At 36.6% G+C, this 15297-nt stretch carries 16 protein-coding genes; 11 read left to right on the top strand and 5 right to left on the bottom strand.

The window, feature by feature from the left end:
• Positions 1 to 86 precede the first annotated feature (86 nt).
• Both aspD and aspT read right to left on the bottom strand, forming a co-directional pair.
• A complete protein-coding gene (gene aspD / locus NF867_RS17575; RefSeq protein WP_252589706.1) occupies positions 87 to 1730 on the bottom strand; it encodes an aspartate 4-decarboxylase in 1644 nt (547 codons plus the stop codon).
• A 26-nt stretch (positions 1731 to 1756) separates the two neighbouring features.
• Positions 1757 to 3469, bottom strand: coding sequence for an aspartate-alanine antiporter (gene aspT, locus NF867_RS17570; protein ID WP_252589705.1), 1713 nt, complete (start codon positions 3467 to 3469; stop codon positions 1757 to 1759).
• Positions 3470 to 4194: 725 nt separating this feature from the next.
• On the opposite strand from aspT, the gene NF867_RS17565 reads away from it, so the two are divergent.
• From NF867_RS17565 to NF867_RS18350, 5 genes are all read left to right on the top strand, one after another.
• Positions 4195 to 5862, top strand: a complete 1668-nt coding sequence (locus NF867_RS17565; protein ID WP_252589704.1) for a right-handed parallel beta-helix repeat-containing protein — start codon at positions 4195 to 4197, stop codon at positions 5860 to 5862.
• A gap of 325 nt (positions 5863 to 6187) precedes the next feature.
• Positions 6188 to 6742, top strand: coding sequence for a hypothetical protein (locus tag NF867_RS17560; RefSeq protein WP_252589703.1), 555 nt, complete (start codon positions 6188 to 6190; stop codon positions 6740 to 6742).
• A 353-nt stretch (positions 6743 to 7095) separates the two neighbouring features.
• Positions 7096 to 7584, top strand: coding sequence for a hypothetical protein (locus NF867_RS17555; RefSeq protein WP_252589702.1), 489 nt, complete (start codon positions 7096 to 7098; stop codon positions 7582 to 7584).
• 11 nt (positions 7585 to 7595) lie between these two features.
• On the top strand, positions 7596 to 8159 hold the full coding sequence (locus tag NF867_RS17550; protein WP_252589701.1) for a YciE/YciF ferroxidase family protein: 564 nt from the start codon (positions 7596 to 7598) through the stop codon (positions 8157 to 8159).
• Between the two features lie 115 nt (positions 8160 to 8274).
• The gene (locus NF867_RS18350; RefSeq protein WP_256471437.1) at positions 8275 to 8406 is read left to right on the top strand and encodes a hypothetical protein; all 132 of its coding nucleotides are present in this window, start codon (positions 8275 to 8277) and stop codon (positions 8404 to 8406) included.
• A 542-nt stretch (positions 8407 to 8948) separates the two neighbouring features.
• Here the strand turns inward: NF867_RS18350 and NF867_RS17545 are convergent.
• A complete protein-coding gene (locus NF867_RS17545; protein WP_252589700.1) occupies positions 8949 to 9506 on the bottom strand; it encodes a DUF4142 domain-containing protein in 558 nt (185 codons plus the stop codon).
• 454 nt (positions 9507 to 9960) lie between these two features.
• Between NF867_RS17545 and NF867_RS17540 the strand changes: the two genes are divergently transcribed.
• The 6 genes from NF867_RS17540 to NF867_RS17515 all read left to right on the top strand — a co-directional run bounded on the left by NF867_RS17540 (position 9961) and on the right by NF867_RS17515 (position 14263).
• The gene (locus tag NF867_RS17540; RefSeq protein ID WP_252589699.1) at positions 9961 to 10149 is read left to right on the top strand and encodes a hypothetical protein; all 189 of its coding nucleotides are present in this window, start codon (positions 9961 to 9963) and stop codon (positions 10147 to 10149) included.
• Positions 10150 to 10264: 115 nt separating this feature from the next.
• Positions 10265 to 10825, top strand: coding sequence for a helix-turn-helix domain-containing protein (locus NF867_RS17535; RefSeq protein WP_252589698.1), 561 nt, complete (start codon positions 10265 to 10267; stop codon positions 10823 to 10825).
• Between the two features lie 129 nt (positions 10826 to 10954).
• A complete protein-coding gene (locus NF867_RS17530; protein ID WP_252589697.1) occupies positions 10955 to 11767 on the top strand; it encodes an MlaE family ABC transporter permease in 813 nt (270 codons plus the stop codon).
• Between the two features lie 3 nt (positions 11768 to 11770).
• Positions 11771 to 12562: an ABC transporter ATP-binding protein gene (locus NF867_RS17525; RefSeq protein ID WP_252589696.1), complete on the top strand. Its 792-nt coding sequence runs from the start codon at positions 11771 to 11773 to the stop codon at positions 12560 to 12562.
• Between the two features lie 6 nt (positions 12563 to 12568).
• Positions 12569 to 13291 (top strand): MlaD family protein, encoded by a 723-nt coding sequence (locus tag NF867_RS17520; protein ID WP_252589695.1) that lies wholly within the window; start codon positions 12569 to 12571, stop codon positions 13289 to 13291.
• Positions 13292 to 13303: 12 nt separating this feature from the next.
• Positions 13304 to 14263: a DUF4421 family protein gene (locus NF867_RS17515; protein ID WP_252589694.1), complete on the top strand. Its 960-nt coding sequence runs from the start codon at positions 13304 to 13306 to the stop codon at positions 14261 to 14263.
• Between the two features lie 15 nt (positions 14264 to 14278).
• Here NF867_RS17515 and NF867_RS17510 read toward each other — a convergent pair whose 3' ends face one another.
• Both NF867_RS17510 and NF867_RS17505 read right to left on the bottom strand, forming a co-directional pair.
• Positions 14279 to 14455 (bottom strand): hypothetical protein, encoded by a 177-nt coding sequence (locus NF867_RS17510; protein WP_252589693.1) that lies wholly within the window; start codon positions 14453 to 14455, stop codon positions 14279 to 14281.
• 40 nt (positions 14456 to 14495) lie between these two features.
• Positions 14496 to 15050 (bottom strand): low affinity iron permease family protein, encoded by a 555-nt coding sequence (locus NF867_RS17505; RefSeq protein WP_252589692.1) that lies wholly within the window; start codon positions 15048 to 15050, stop codon positions 14496 to 14498.
• Between the last annotated feature and the right edge of the window lie 247 nt (positions 15051 to 15297).

Here is a 15297-nt window from a genome sequence, read left to right as displayed (position 1 = left end):
GAAATTCTCAATCAAAAAATATACAGTCAATTCTCGGCAACTAAAAAGGCTGCCCCTTTTGAGACAGCCTCATTTTCTTTTGTGATCTATTTTTTTGAAGAAGCTTTCCATGCTTCTGCGTATGTGTCAAATATTTCGGCTAAGCTTTTGCCGATTGTTACATAATCATTGTCTTTTAAATTAGCTAAGGAAACCCTTATCGACCATTCTGGGCCATCGAAACCTCCTCCGTTTAACAATACAATCGATGATTTCTCTGCCAATCTGAATAATATATCAGTAGGCTCAAAGTTTTCCTGCAGGTATTCGATCAAGCCTTCTCCGTATTTCATTCTTGCCCAACCTAATAAATCAATTTCTGAATAATAACCGGCCCGGTTGGGATTATTGAACAACGGAATGCCCATATTTTCCCAAAGTAAATTAAGGCGTTTAAGTACAATGTCGCGGGTAAGTTGTTTGTATTTATTTTCGGTATCGAGCAAACAAGAAGCTGCAAATAGCATCATTTGGGTTTGTTGTGGAAGGGATAATCCTGCGGTATGATTCAGTGCAACCATCCGGCTATCAGCAACCATCCGATCGATGAATTTAATCTTTTCAGGTTTTAAGGTTAGAGTTGAATAACGTCTGTTTAACTCTTCAACTCTTTTTGATGGCAAAGCCGTTAGCATCTTGTCAAAAATATTATTCTCATAAATCGCTACAACGCCTAATCGCCAGCCTGTACAGCCAAAGTATTTGGAGAATGAATAAACCCCAATGGTATTTTCAGGAAGTTCGGTCATCAATGAACGAAAACCGGGAACAAAGGTTCCGTAAACGTCATCAGTGATGATCATTAAGTTGGGGTTCATGTTTTTCACAATCTTGATGATCTTTTTTATGCTGTCATTACTGATTGCAACTGATGGAGGATTACTAGGATTGGTAACAAAAAGTGCTTTTATAGACCTGTCGGAGAGCTTTTCAATCTGTTCTGTTGAATATTGCCAGGTATGCCTGCCGTCAGTGCTCATTTCATCGGCATCAATTTTAATCACATTAAAACTGAAACGTTCTAATTCAGGTATTTCGAGGTAAGGGGTAAATGCGGGGATCATTAAGGCGATAGTATCTCCTTTGTTCAAGAGGCCATTATTTTGTAAGGAATCGAACAGGTAGCACATGGCAGCTGTTCCCCCTTCAACAGCAAAAATATCATACTTGCCTTTAGGTGGCTGATTATTGCTCATTTCCATAACAATGTAATCATGAACAATTTGCTCATAATGCACCAGCATTCTGTCGGGAACCGGATACTGATCTCCAATTATTGACTCGGCCATTTCATGCACCCAGGCATCAGGGTCGAAATTGTGTTTTTCGAGACCGTATCGATACGTTTTCTCTAATAGCTCTATTCCAGCCAGGTCTTTATTTTTCTTAAAGAACTCTTCTAAACGTTTGGCAATGCCATTTCTTTCCGGAATACCGGCAAGTCCAGGTAAATCCATCACTCGTCGACATTCTTCTATACCAAATTTACCGAGTGCAAAAAAGGCTTCACGAGGGGTTGTTGCTATCCAATTTGGGTTACCGCGACCGGCATTAAGCAATGAATCTGCTTCTTTTTTATCCTGGGGAGTTGCAAGCGCTATAAGGTTATCTTTTAATTCAAAAGGGCTTAATTGCTGTAAGATTTCTTGTTTAGCCCTCGAGGTTTTAATTTTTTCAATTTTAGAGCTCATATAATTTAGAATTAGCGATTTACACTTTAACTGAATAATAACACAATCACAACCCCCCAAATAATTAACAAAGTATTACCAACTGCGTAGGTGACGGTATAGGAAAGGGAAGGTGTATTGCTTTTAACAGAATCCTGAATGGCACCCAGGGCGGCTGTGGTGGTTCGGGCGCCGGCACATCCGCCTAAATTAATTGCCGGATGAAATTTAAACAGGTATCGGCCTATCAGCAATGAGATAAACATGGGAATTATACTGGCAAATACACCAGCAATAAACAGACTTAGGCCCAACTCTTTAAAGCCGGCAACAAAACCGGGGCCTGCAGAAATGCCCACAACGGCAATGAATGTGTTAAGCCCCAGGTTATTCATAATCCATAAGGCAGGAGGGGGAATACGACCAAAAGTGGGATGTTGTGAACGTAGCCAACCGAAGAATAATCCGGAAATTAAGGCTCCTCCGCTGGTGCTCAGACTAAAAGGTACATTGCCAATATGGATGGTCATTGCACCCAATAATCCACCGATAAGGACCCCTACACCAACAAATAAAATATCGGTGGAGGTAGTGGGTCGATCGGCATAACCTAAAAAGGCTGCTGCTTTGTCAACTTCAGATTTTAAGCCGGTAATATCAACCTGGTCGCCTCGCTCTAATACAATTCCGGGAGCAAGAGGAATTTCAACGCCCGCCCTTGAAATACGATTAAGGCCTATACCATGAAGTTTCTTTTCGAGGTTATCATCATTAAATAATTCTTTCAGTGATTTACCGATTACTTCCTTGTTAATGATTAAAACGCTTAATGATTCAACTGTAAAGCTTAATAATTGAGGATCGTTTATTTCGCGGCCTACATGATCCTGATCGGTTAAAAAGAACCCCCGTTGACCACCTGCTACAATCAAATCACCTTGTTGAATTTTAACATCTTCTGCATCTTCGAAAATTTTTTCACCTTTTTTCACACGTTGAATAAATAATCTGTTGCCAAATGACTCGAGGTACTCTTCTGTTTCTTTGATTGTACGAGGAGTTTTAAACCAATCATCTTCAACTTTAAAAGCCCTGAAAATAACTCTGTTCAACGCAGAGCGTAAACTAGGATCGTTATCTGAAACCGATTGCCCCAGTTGTGCTTCCAGCTCTTTACATTCCTGAATAACTTTTTCAGCGCCACCTAATAGTTTAGGTCCTATGGTGGCCAAAAACCAGGCTGTTCCGGCAGTGCCAAAAATATAGGTAACCGCATATGCAATTGGGATTTTATTGATTAAAGCAGTTTTTTCAGCAGCGGAAAGGTTAAGTTGCTGAATAGAATCGGAAGCCACGCCAATTACGGCCGAAATCGTGTTAGCCCCAGCCAGAAAACCGGCTGCAGTGCCTACATCATAGTGTAATAATCTGGCAATTAAATACGGAACTAAAAGACATAAAACACAAATGATGATTGCAAAATATACCTGGGGTAATCCATCTTTTTTTAATCCGCGGAAAAACTGTGGCCCAACACTATAGCCCACGGCAAACAGAAACATTAAAAAGAATACTGATTTAACGGTTGGTGAAATATCAATTTTAAACTGCCCGATTAGTACACCCATCAGCAACACTCCGGTAACTGAACCTAAACTAAAGCTTCCGATTTTGATATTTCCAATAAAAAAGCCCAGAGCAAGGGCCAGAAAGACAGACAATTCGGGGTATTGTTGTAGAGTTGAAATGATCCAATTCATTGTGTAGAGAGCTTTAGAATTTAGAACGTATTGATAAGGTTTTGATCAGGGCCGAAAACAGAAAGGGGGCCTACCTAAATTAATAATTTTATAGCAAAGGTTAGGGTCTGTAAATTAATTTGTTGCTGAAATGAGAGAGTTGCCAGGTGTTGATTTTTTTAATTGTTTTCGCGTTTATGAAAGGCCTTTCTTTATTTAACCCGATAAAAAATATGGGTAGTATAAATTGTTTTTAAAGGAGTAAAAGGTTAATAGTTAGTGTGTTAAATACATTATCGCCTGTTTATCATTTATTTAAGAGGCTTATTGAAAATGGTATTTTAAAAGTCAGACGAATTTTAACTTAACTACGAATCATGTTTTTTAATCAGTAATTGAAAAATATAAAAATGTAACTTTTTTGTAACAATCTGATAATCAGCTCGTAATAAGGATGGACAAGAATGAGTTAAGGAGATAGAAAATGCGAAATTTTTAGAGAAAAAATATTTCGAAAGTCATTGGGAAAATATATTGAGAGTAGAGATTATTAGATAATTCCTCTTATACAAAAAAAATACCCCCACCAAATCAAACCAATCAATTCATCATTCGGGGTAATCTTCCAAAATAAATGATTTCAAAATGACAGGTCTTGAAAAAGGCTTGAATGGAACTGTTTTGTCTTTTTCTTATCAGAAAGAAAAGATTATTAACCAAATGTGTAAAAAATAAATCAAATGATTATGTCATCTGTATCAAAAATTAAATCAAGCATAGTGAAATTAAATCTTAAACATAGTAAAAAAGCATTGTCATTGGCAATGGCAATGATCATTGCAGGATCAAGTATCTTAACATCATGTAGCAAAGAGGGGGAAGAGGAAATTACACCTGAATCTGCAACAATTGAAGAGTTATCATCAAATGTTTTGGCAACAGAAGCCACAGTAAGCGGTGTTGACGTTCGTGTAGATTTTGGTGGGAAAACAGCCCCAACTAATTATAATTTAGGATCAATGGCGGTTTCTTCGCCAGTTGCCTTAAAAGATTTTAACAAAGGAACAGTAACTGCTGTAAAACTTGCAACAGTTGCAGCTTTTAAAGGAGTTTATACCAACTCAACCACTTATCCAAGTACATTAGGTATTCCACAAACTGCAGCAGCCGATTTATGTTATGGAGCAACTACAACTGCAGCAATAGAACTTTCAGGACTAACTGCAACCAGCACTTATAATCTGTCATTCTTTGCTTCAAGAATGAATTTTAGCGGCTCATTGGAAACTCAGTATAAAATTATTGGTGCAACCACCCAAACAGTTTTAATTGAACCGGCCAATAATACCACTAAAATTGCAAGCATCAGCGCCGTAAAACCGAATGCTTCAGGTAAAATTAGAATTGAAGTTTCAAAAGGCGCAAAAAATACGACCTCACCTAATTTCTGGTTAAATACCTTAATCGTTAAGGAAACAGCTCAAACAGTAGAAACGCCGCCTACTACCCCTACAACGCCTACAACCCCACCAGTAACTGCTTATAATTACCTGGTTAAAACCGCTGCAGAATTAAAAACTGCTGTATCTAAAGCAAAAAGCGGTGAGGTTATTTATGTTGACGATAATTCATCGATCAATTTAACCGGTCAGGGCACCATTAAAATCCCTGCTGGTGTTACCTTAGCGAGTGGCCGTGGTAAAAATGGTATCCTTGGAGGTATGGTTTATACTACCAATGTTTCTCATGGTATTATGTTACAAGCTGCGGGTGCAGGTGTTAAACTAACCGGTTTACGTGTTCGTGGAGCAAATACTAGCACTACTCGTAGCTCATCAACTTATTGTCGTGGTATTTATTCAACATTCAGCAATCTTGAAGTAGCTAATTGTGAGGTATTTGGATGGAATCACGCCGGTGTTTATTTATCAGGCGGAGCCACCAATGTTAAAATACATGACAGTTACTTCCACCACAATCAGCAAAGTGGTTTAGGTTACGGAATCAGTATTGCTCAAGCCTTTGCTTTAATCACCAATAATTATTTTGATTATAACCGTCATGCGATTGCAGGTTCAGGTATTGCAGGTTCAGGTTATGAGGCGGCTTATAATGTGGTAATGTCAAATGCTATTGCGCACTCATTTGATATGCATGGCGATGGTGGTGATGGAGCCAAGTACAGAGCTGGTGATTATGTAAACGTACACGATAATACGTTCTACATGAAAGATTATAGAGCGATTACTGTACGTGGTACACCTAAGAATGGTACAACTATTAAAAACAACAAGTTTGTACACACTTCTCAATCGGCTGCATTGAACTTATACGCAACCAATAATACCATTACTGGAAATACCTATTCAATTGGTGTTGCAACTGTAAACCCAGGGCCATCAACAAAATTGTAAGTTTTTTAAGGTTAAAATAATAATAAGAAGGGTCTCTGAATTTAATTCAGGGACCCTTTTGTTTTGGAGTGATTTATGAAAGATGCGTTGATGAAGGTAAAATAAGGTAATTGGCTAAAGATCTATATGTGAATATTGAATGATGGGGCATTTATAAAAGCATGGATAGGTATGAGCGTTTCGCCTTCAATCCATAGCTATTGGAACGTTCTTTGACGAGAAGTAATGGCTTTTCGTTAATGTCGTCAGTTTGGTTTCCCGCATTTAAATGGTTGGACTTAACAGAATTTATGGTTAAATTATTAAAGACATTACCCTATAAACTATGGGCTCTAAACATTTTGCTAAACTATTGTTCATCGCTTCCAATTTATTCTCTTTGTTTTCTTATGGGCAATGGTCTGTTTCAGGCACCCTTGAAGGACAATTTGATGATTATAACAGATTTTCTATTGGTTCTTGCTTAGTTTCTGACATGACCGTAAAATATAAGCTTAATACCATGGCAAGTGAACCCTCAGTTCTTCTAAATTTTAAATGGCAGGCTTATGATCCAGACAATGATAATTGCTTATCTAAAGAAGCTTTTGAAATGTTCATTGAAGTACAGGTGGATGGTAAATATGTTTATATACCAACAATTGGCGTTTTAGGGGCAACACCTAAAGGAAATAATACTTGGGGATATAACCCTTTTGCGTCTTCACCTACTTGGGATAAACTTTTTCTATTATCGGTAAACGGAATTAAAGCAGGAAGCACCGAAGGCAGGGTGTATGTTGAAAGAGATATTGCAAAAAACTATTGGAGCTCGGGTATTATGGAAGTAACCAGTATTCTAATAATAGATCGATCCGGAAAGAAAAAATCTATACAATAAAGAGATTAACCACAAAGTAAGTTAACGTCTCAAGAAGTAATTTACTCCACGCAACACTGAGCGAACTCGTCAAATCTCCCGCTCCTTAAATTACAGCTAGAAGTAACCATCCTAGTCCCCCTATCTGCCTGCAGTCATACCGTACGGGCCTGGCTAGGCTGTGATTCCTAACGGGACACAGCATGAGTTTGCTTTGATGAGTGTGAGTTGAATGACTGTTTGGATGGTCGATATCTGATTCTTAATCTGTGAATTATGTAAGATTTTACTGTCAAGGTGTAATATAAGCCGACTTTGGAACCTCATCTTTGGCTTAGTGAAAATTGGTTCACTATTTAAATTTACACTCAAATATGAATACCAATCAAAATGACAACAATAGCCAAAACACTGGCCGTCAATCAAATCAAAACAGCACAGAGGAGACTCTACAACAGCAACGAGCTCAAGGCAATTCAAACGAAGAACAGCCTAATCCGGGTACTACCCGTGAAAGAGGTCAGTTTCCAAACGAAGAACGTAAAGACCAAGGTCAAAGAGGACATCAAACCGATCCAAATAAACAACAGCCTAATCAGGATACTACCCGTGAAAGAGGTCAATTCCCAAACGAAGATCGTAAAGACCAAAGTCAAAGAAGTTATCAAACAGGTCCAAATGAAGATAAGCACCATTCTAATATTCCACAACAGGATGAAGAGCGAAATGATGTAGATCAACAGGATCAACCATTTGATGAACAAACAAACGATAAACGTGAGGTTGAAGTAGAAGAAAGTCAAGAGGTTCAGCACGAAGAAAAATCAAATCGTCAAGGATTCGAACCTCACAATAAAAATTAAGGAGAGCAATTATGCAAAATATAACAAACGGCAATTCTCAAACTGCGAATGCAAAGGGAACCGCTAAAGGAGGAATGAAATCTTCCCAACTTATGCAATTGTTTGAAGATGAATTGAAAGATATTTATTGGGCAGAAAAAGCTTTAACAAGTGCAATACCCAAAATGATTAAAAATGCAACTTCAGCAGAGCTTGTAAAGGCGTTAGAAAAACATCTGCTGGAAACTAAGGAACAGGTTACCCGTGTGGAACAAGTATTTGAAGCAATTGGAAAAAAAGCAGTTGCTAAAAAATGTGAGGCCATGGAAGGACTGATAAAAGAGGCCCAGGAAATCATGGACTCTTGTGAACCCGGTGCAATGTGTGATGCAGGTATAATTTCAGCCGGACAAAAAGTTGAGCATTATGAAATAGCCTCATATGGTACGCTTAGTCAGTTTGCAAGCACCTTAGGCTTATCAGCCGCAGCAAAATTACTTGGCGCTACTTTAGTTGAAGAAAAAGCAGCGGATGAAAAATTATCGCAGGTAGCCATGAGTGCTGTAAATATTGAAGCAGCAGAAAAAGTAAATTAACCCCGGAAAAGAGTGGAGCTAATTAACAAGTTAAGATGTTTAAACGCTTAGGGCTAACATACGGCAATTGGATTGTTAAATTAATAAACACCTCTTTTTTTTTAAATAAAGTAATATGAATAAAGATCCGAAAAAAGCTCAAGCTGATCGTAAATCAGTTTCGCATATAAAAGAAGATAGCAAATCAAAATCTGACAATAAATCAGAAGATAAAAAGGATACTGCAAAAAAAGAAAGCAAAAGGTAATCTAATACATGGTATCGTTTTCATTTTAAAGAAGCGTAACGGAGAAATTCAGTACGCTTCTTTTGCTATGTAAGGGCTCCTTATTTTGGTAAGAAAAATTGATTCTAATAAAACCACAAATGTTAGGAGGCGAAAAGGGAAGGGATCCAAAGGTGTAATTCCTGGAATTATGCCTGCGTTTATTAAAATCCACTATCCTAAACACACAACATGAAGAAGGATGTATGGACCGCTGCCTGCAAAAGTCGTTACCCCGCCGGCCAAATGCTCGGCTGTAGAACGACTTTGGACGGTTTCTTTTTCCAAATCCAGGATCGTATCTATGTTTTTTTGAACTGGAACTGCCGCGTATGTAAGGGAGTTTTTTGATGCTTCTTTCTCATTCACATCCAATTTTTTTATTACAATAGGGGTAGGCCTAATGAAATGGATATTTAACAGTATGTCATCAAAGGTTGGCTGGTATAAGATCTATTTAAAGGAAAAAGAAAAAGGACTTACTAATAGTAAATCCCTTTTTATGTTAACCATCATTTATGGCATTATTTCATCTGACTCAATTTATCGCTGAAATCTTTAGTTTTTGAGGAGTAACTATTTATCAACGGACTGATTTCTGTAGCCCATTTCTTTATTTCAGGATCGGAAACTTTACTTGAAAGCGTTGTTAACGCGTTGCTTAGGTCTGTCTGCGTAGCGTCTACTGTTTTCGCATATTGTTTATCATAGTCACTACCTGATAATTTAGTTAAATCAGTATTCATGCTTATCATTTCAGTGGTTAGATCTTCATTCAGGGTGATATTTTTTTGCTTAGCAAATTTTCTGAATTCTTCTCTAAGAGTCCCATAATCAGCTTTTAAATCTTTTGAATATGCCTTAACCTCTGTGGAAGTAGAGTTAGTAAGAGCATTTGTTGCTGATTGCTCATTTATAATTAGATAGCTATACGCTTTGTTGTATAATTCAGCATCTGACATACTAACACTATCTGTTTTACTGATTGATTTAGAGGTAGACTGAGCCGGTTTGCAGCTCATCTGGGAAAATATTGTAATGCAAACTGCTACAGCTGCAAAACCTTTTATAATTTTTTTCATGTTACTGATTATTTGACATCTAACCACAAGGGAAAGATTATGCCACAACCTCCATAATCATTTGAAGCGGTTAGGATTTGTATATAAATCATTCTTTATGCTGTAATTAACTGATATGTAATGATTTAAATATTATTTACCGGTTGGAATATATTGTAGATAAACTGACGTTTAATGAGATTAATAGAGCGTTTAATACGCTATTTCAGGCATCAAGCGTGGTTGAGAGAAGCAGGCCCAGCGCATTTAATGAACATTAACCAATTTTTTGGTTTACAGTCTAATTGTAGATTAAGTAAGTAAGTTCTTGTTTTTCAGGTTTTTGTGTGCGTATTCCATTGCCTATGATGTGCACTAAAATGCTGTAAAAGGGATTTGTTAAATGTTAAAAATGTTTAAAACCGGTTGTGGGCACTGGCATCATTTTTCTACTATATGACTTAAAATCAACAAAATGGATAATTCAAATGGAAATGAACTTACCATGAAAATACCTTCAGGGAATTATAAAAAAGGAAGGGACAACTCCAATTCCTTCAATAGTTTATTAGGTGTGCCTAAAGCTACCATTTTCAATGAGATGCTAAAAAAAAGTTTAGTGATCAAAAAATTGCTTTTAAAACTTAAACAAAATTTAGCCTAATGGTTTATCTAAGATCTGTGTTATTCCGGTTCCATTATAGGTGCTATTCAACCATTGAAAAGTATTGGGATTGTTATGAAATAATTGAGGGAGATCTAAGAAAGGGGATTATTCGATGAAACTTTTTATAAGAAATATGGTGAGTTTGCGTTGCAAACTGTTGGTGAAACAAGAGTTGGATAATCTTAATATTTCCTATTCTAAAGTTGATCTGGGGGAAATTCAACTATTGAAGAGTCTTCCAGATAAAAAAATGAATCTTCTCAAGGACGTGTTGTTAAAATCGGGACTGGAATTGATAGAGGATAAAAAAGTAATGCTCATTGAAAAAATTAAAAACATTATTGTTGAAATGATTCATTATGCCGAAGAGTTACCCAAATCTACATTTTCAGCATATCTGAGTGAGAAATTGAAATATAACTATACCTATATGTCTAATATTTTTTCAGAAATAAAAGGTATTACCATTGAGCAATTCATAATGCTGCATAAAATTGAAAGAGTAAAAGAATTAATTATTTATAATGAATTGACCTTAACGCAAATTGCCTATAAACTTCATTATAGTAGTGCCGCCCATCTCTCAAATCAATTTAAAAAGATGACCGGATCAACTCCCTCATTTTTTAAGTCGCTTAAACATCAACTACGCATACCTCTCGAAGATGTGTAAACAAATCATGTATATCTTGCCTCAATTATTGGCATAGATAACTACTTGTAAGTTTTTATTTTATTGATTATTAATTAATTAAGTGATTGTTTGGCTTAGTAGTGGTATGTGTTTTGACTTTATTAATATATGAGTCAACCTTCAACTAATAAAATAACAGCTGCGGAAATAATAGCGGAATATTTGCCGACTTCCTTTCAAAATTTTCTTATTGAGTTAGGATCAATGCTTCAGTTTTTTATAGATTTTTTTAAGAATCTATTTAAAAGAGGATTTGAATGGAATGCATTTATAAGGCAATGCTTTGAAGTGGGATATCGTTCCATTGGGCTGGTTTCATTAACAGCATTTATAATGGGCTTGGTAATGACGTTGCAATCTCAACCCACCTTAGCCAACTTTGGGGCAGAGTCGTGGTTACCTGGAATGGTTTCCATTTCCATCGTTCGAGAAATCGGTCCAGTAATAACTTCATTATTGTGTGCTGGTAAAATTGCCTCGAGTATTGGTGCCGAGTTAGGGAGCATGAAAGTAACAGAACAAATTGATGCGATGGAAGTATCAGGTTCAAACCCAATGAAATATTTAGTAGTAACACGCATTTTAGCTACTACCCTCACAATTCCACTTTTGGTCATACTCTCAGATGCTGTTTCGTTTTGCGGAAGTTGGGTGGCCGTAAATATAAACTCTACGATGAGCGCAATGCTTTTTTTTAACAAAATATTTGCGACGATAGAATATGAAGATCTGATTCCCTCCTTTATCAAAAGCATTCTATTCGGATTTGCTGTTGGTTTTATAGGCTGTTATAAGGGATATAATTCAAATAAGGGAACGGAAAGCGTTGGAGTGGCCGCCAACTCTGCTGTTGTTACCTCTTCCATTTCTATTTTCTTAATAGATATGTTGGTTGTTCAAATCACTAATTTATTGTATTAACAAATGGATAGCGCGATTAAAACTGGGAATAAAACCCTTGAAAATAATGTTAATTCGCCCGAATACGTTCTCGAAATTGAACATTTAAAGAAGTCATTCGATGATAAGCAAGTGCTGAATGATATCAGTTTAAAACTGAAAAAGGGTGAGAACTTGGTGGTGCTGGGGAAATCTGGCCATGGTAAGTCGGTATTAATTAAGTGTATAGTAGGATTATTAACCCCAGACGCAGGGATCTTGAAAGTTTTCAATAAAGAAATTACTGACCTAAATAAGGATGAATTAACTGAATTACGTAGACGGATAGGCTTCTTGTTTCAGAACTCGGCATTATATGATTCGATGTCGGTTAGAGAAAACCTTGAATTTCCTTTACAACGTCAGGATGAACCACTAAGTAAAGAAGAATTAATCCCATTAATTGAAGAGGTTTTGGAGGCTGTTGGATTGCTGGATGCTATTGATAAGATGCCATCCGATCTTTCGGGCGGGATGCGGAAAAGAATAGGCTTGGCTCGCACCTTAATATTGAAGCCAGCAATAATGTTGTATGACGAGCCTACAACCGGGTTAGACCCCATTACATCCAGTGAGATCAGTTTGCTGATTCTCGATATTCAAAAGAAGTATAATACCTCATCTATCATTATTACTCATGACATGGCTTGTGCTAAGGTTACTAATGACAGGATAATGGTGTTGAAAGAGGGTGAATTTATAGCGGAAGGTTCTTATGAAGCGCTTGAAAATTCAGAGGATGAATTTGTAAGATCCTTTTTTGAGAGTACTAATTAAAAAAATATGGAAACCATTAAGAAAATAAAACTAGGTGCTTTTGTATTAGTCACCTTGGTCTTGACAATAATCGCGGTGTTTCTGATCGGGCGGAAAAAGAAACTATTTAGCAATACCTTTTATGTATCAGCTTATTATAAAAATATTGGTGGATTGCAGGTTGGGAATAATGTGCGCTTTTCGGGAATATTTGTGGGAATAGTAGAAAAAATAGAGCTGGTAACTGATAGTACGGTTCGGGTAGATATGCAAATAGAAGAAGGTGTGAGAAAGTTCATAAAGAAAGATGCGCTTGCCAGTATAGGTTCTGAAGGTTTGATGGGTGATAAATTAGTGATTATCAGCCCCGGTAAGAATTCACTACAACCTATTGAGTCGGGTGGGAAAATTGCAACTTCTGAACCCATGGATATGGATAAGGTAATTAACCAGTTAGGAAACATTACCGCCAGCGCCACAGCTATTACCACAGACCTTGCTAAAATTACCAATCATATAAATACGGGGAAAGGTTCTTTGGGCCGATTGATATATGATAATCAAATTGCTAATAACCTGGAGGGAACAGCTAAAAATGTTGAGAAGGGAACTAAGGGGTTTGCAGAAAATATGAACGCTTTAAAAAGTAATTTCTTGTTCAGAGGTTATTACAAAAAACAAGAGAAAGAAGCGGAGAAGCGCAAGGAAGAAAAAGCTGATAGTATAAAAAAGGCCAAAAAGAAAAGTTAATAAAGTGTATAGATGAAAACCGGCTCTTTTCTTTGTTTATTCCTTTGTTGGGTCAATTTTTTAAATGCTCAATCAAAGCAGGGTGATACACACGATACCACTTATTATACTTCGTTTACGGATAAATTGGTGAGTCGTGGTTTCCTTGATCAGCGTTATACCAAGCTTCGGCTTTCAGATAGCGAGGACGGTTCTAATTTAACGTATAAACCCGATAATGTTTTAAGTTTAGGAACAGGGGTGAGCTACGGTTGGTTTACCTTCAATCTGTCATATGGATTTGGGTTCTTAAACTCTTCAAAAGATAAAGGAACTAAGTATTTCAATCTTCAATCACATAGTTATTCTCAAAAAAATATAGTCGATTTGTTTGCTCAGTTTTATTCAGTCAAACCAAGTTTCAAAACACAATTTTTCGGCGGATCTTACCAATATGTATTTAACAATAAGCGCTTTTCTTATCGAGCGGCTTTTTTGCAAAATGAATGGCAAAAGAAATCCAGTGGAACATTTTTACTTGGAGCAGAAACTTATTTTGGAACGGTGAAGGGAGATAGTACTATAATTCCTGTCTCCAATCCGGGGTCGGCCGGCGAATTAAAGAACCATACGGTACGTTTTTATGAATTTGGCCCCAACATAGGTTATACTTATACCCTTGTTATAAAGCAGCATTTTTCTGTAACCGGCTCTTTATCGGTAAGTATGGACTATGGAAGAATCATCTTTGAAAGTGATGTGGGAAAAAACCATAAGGATGGATTTAACCCTAACTTTTTCACCAGGGTTTCGGGAGGATATACCACCAATAAGTGGGCCCTTAACGCTATTTGGTTAAATGATAATATTCGAATGAAGGGTAAGGATAATAGCAGGAAGTTGAATATTGATAATGGCAACGTCCGAATCGTTTATACCTACCGTTTCAACACAGGGCCAAAATTCAAAAAGAAATTAAGGTTTTTAAACTAAAGAAGGTCTTTATGCTTACTGTTTTCTACCCATAAACATTCTTAAAATAAATATTAATACCCCAATAATTACAGCCACCATCAATACTCCCGCCCAAACTCCAGCTTTAAAAATACTTTCAATGACTTGACAGCCTGTTAATAATGCTGATAAACAAACGGTTAACAGCAGATAAATCTTAGATAGTTTCATAATAATATGATTTTAAATCGTGTAATCACTAGTTAATTATTCACTTTGTTAGTTTTTTATTGTTGGGGGTTGAAGAAGTTAAAGACTGCTTAGGTCTACTTGTTGATTTGATTGAATCTTTTTCCGTAAGAGGTTTTTTATCTTTTATTACTTCTGATTTCTTCATCTTTGATTGATGATTTTGCATTGCTTCGTCTATCGAGTGAGAAAGATGGACTCCATTCTCTTTTTTTGCCATTTCAGCCAGTTTCCCATAGTATTTTTCAAGGATCCTTAATTCATCTTCACTCAAATCCTCCGCCGCAATAACCCTATTGCTGGTTAATTCATTGGCTGCCACCAACTCATTTAGTTTAATATGGATGGCCAACGAATCTTTATTCTGCGTTTTTTGAATAAGGAAAACCATTAAAAAAGTGATGATCGTTGTACCTGTGTTTATAACCAATTGCCACGTATCGGAATATCCGAAGATTGGTCCCGTAATAATCCAAATTAGTATTGTTCCAAAAGCCAGTAAAAATGCTGCAGTACTACCTGTAGCTTGAGTAGCCTTAGAAGCCATTCGCTCAAAAACTGATTGTTTATTTTTCATATTCATCAATCTTATTTGTTTCAATAACTCATTGATTATGAATATGCAAACAACTGGCCAAAGGGGTGAGTAATGATTTTCCCAATGGCTAAACTCGACTGCCGTTTTCAGGCATAATAAATGAAATGAGAAAAATGAAGGAAACAAATTACCAATGCATTAAATTAGAACTCTAGCACCTATTTTGCCTATATATATACTTATGTATTAACAACAGTTGAAGAATACGTTAAGGCTTGTTTTAAAG

The organism is Solitalea agri (assembly GCF_023914155.1).
GTDB lineage: Bacteria > Bacteroidota > Bacteroidia > Sphingobacteriales > Sphingobacteriaceae > Solitalea > Solitalea agri.
This window is presented reverse-complemented; position numbering and strand designations above follow the sequence as displayed.

Coding starts and splice junctions, on each gene's coding strand:
- NF867_RS17545 (WP_252589700.1), bottom strand. CDS start 9,506: ATGAAAAAAATTATAAAAGGTTTTGCAGCTGTAGCAGTTTGCATTACA.
- NF867_RS18350 (WP_256471437.1), top strand. CDS start 8,275: ATGAATAAAGATCCGAAAAAAGCTCAAGCTGATCGTAAATCAGTTTCG.
- NF867_RS17520 (WP_252589695.1), top strand. CDS start 12,569: ATGGAAACCATTAAGAAAATAAAACTAGGTGCTTTTGTATTAGTCACC.
- NF867_RS17540 (WP_252589699.1), top strand. CDS start 9,961: ATGGATAATTCAAATGGAAATGAACTTACCATGAAAATACCTTCAGGG.
- NF867_RS17565 (WP_252589704.1), top strand. CDS start 4,195: ATGTCATCTGTATCAAAAATTAAATCAAGCATAGTGAAATTAAATCTT.
- NF867_RS17530 (WP_252589697.1), top strand. CDS start 10,955: ATGAGTCAACCTTCAACTAATAAAATAACAGCTGCGGAAATAATAGCG.
- aspD (WP_252589706.1), bottom strand. CDS start 1,730: ATGAGCTCTAAAATTGAAAAAATTAAAACCTCGAGGGCTAAACAAGAA.
- NF867_RS17515 (WP_252589694.1), top strand. CDS start 13,304: ATGAAAACCGGCTCTTTTCTTTGTTTATTCCTTTGTTGGGTCAATTTT.
- NF867_RS17550 (WP_252589701.1), top strand. CDS start 7,596: ATGCAAAATATAACAAACGGCAATTCTCAAACTGCGAATGCAAAGGGA.
- NF867_RS17510 (WP_252589693.1), bottom strand. CDS start 14,455: ATGAAACTATCTAAGATTTATCTGCTGTTAACCGTTTGTTTATCAGCA.
- NF867_RS17535 (WP_252589698.1), top strand. CDS start 10,265: ATGAAACTTTTTATAAGAAATATGGTGAGTTTGCGTTGCAAACTGTTG.
- NF867_RS17505 (WP_252589692.1), bottom strand. CDS start 15,050: ATGAAAAATAAACAATCAGTTTTTGAGCGAATGGCTTCTAAGGCTACT.
- NF867_RS17525 (WP_252589696.1), top strand. CDS start 11,771: ATGGATAGCGCGATTAAAACTGGGAATAAAACCCTTGAAAATAATGTT.
- NF867_RS17555 (WP_252589702.1), top strand. CDS start 7,096: ATGAATACCAATCAAAATGACAACAATAGCCAAAACACTGGCCGTCAA.
- aspT (WP_252589705.1), bottom strand. CDS start 3,469: ATGAATTGGATCATTTCAACTCTACAACAATACCCCGAATTGTCTGTC.
- NF867_RS17560 (WP_252589703.1), top strand. CDS start 6,188: ATGGGCTCTAAACATTTTGCTAAACTATTGTTCATCGCTTCCAATTTA.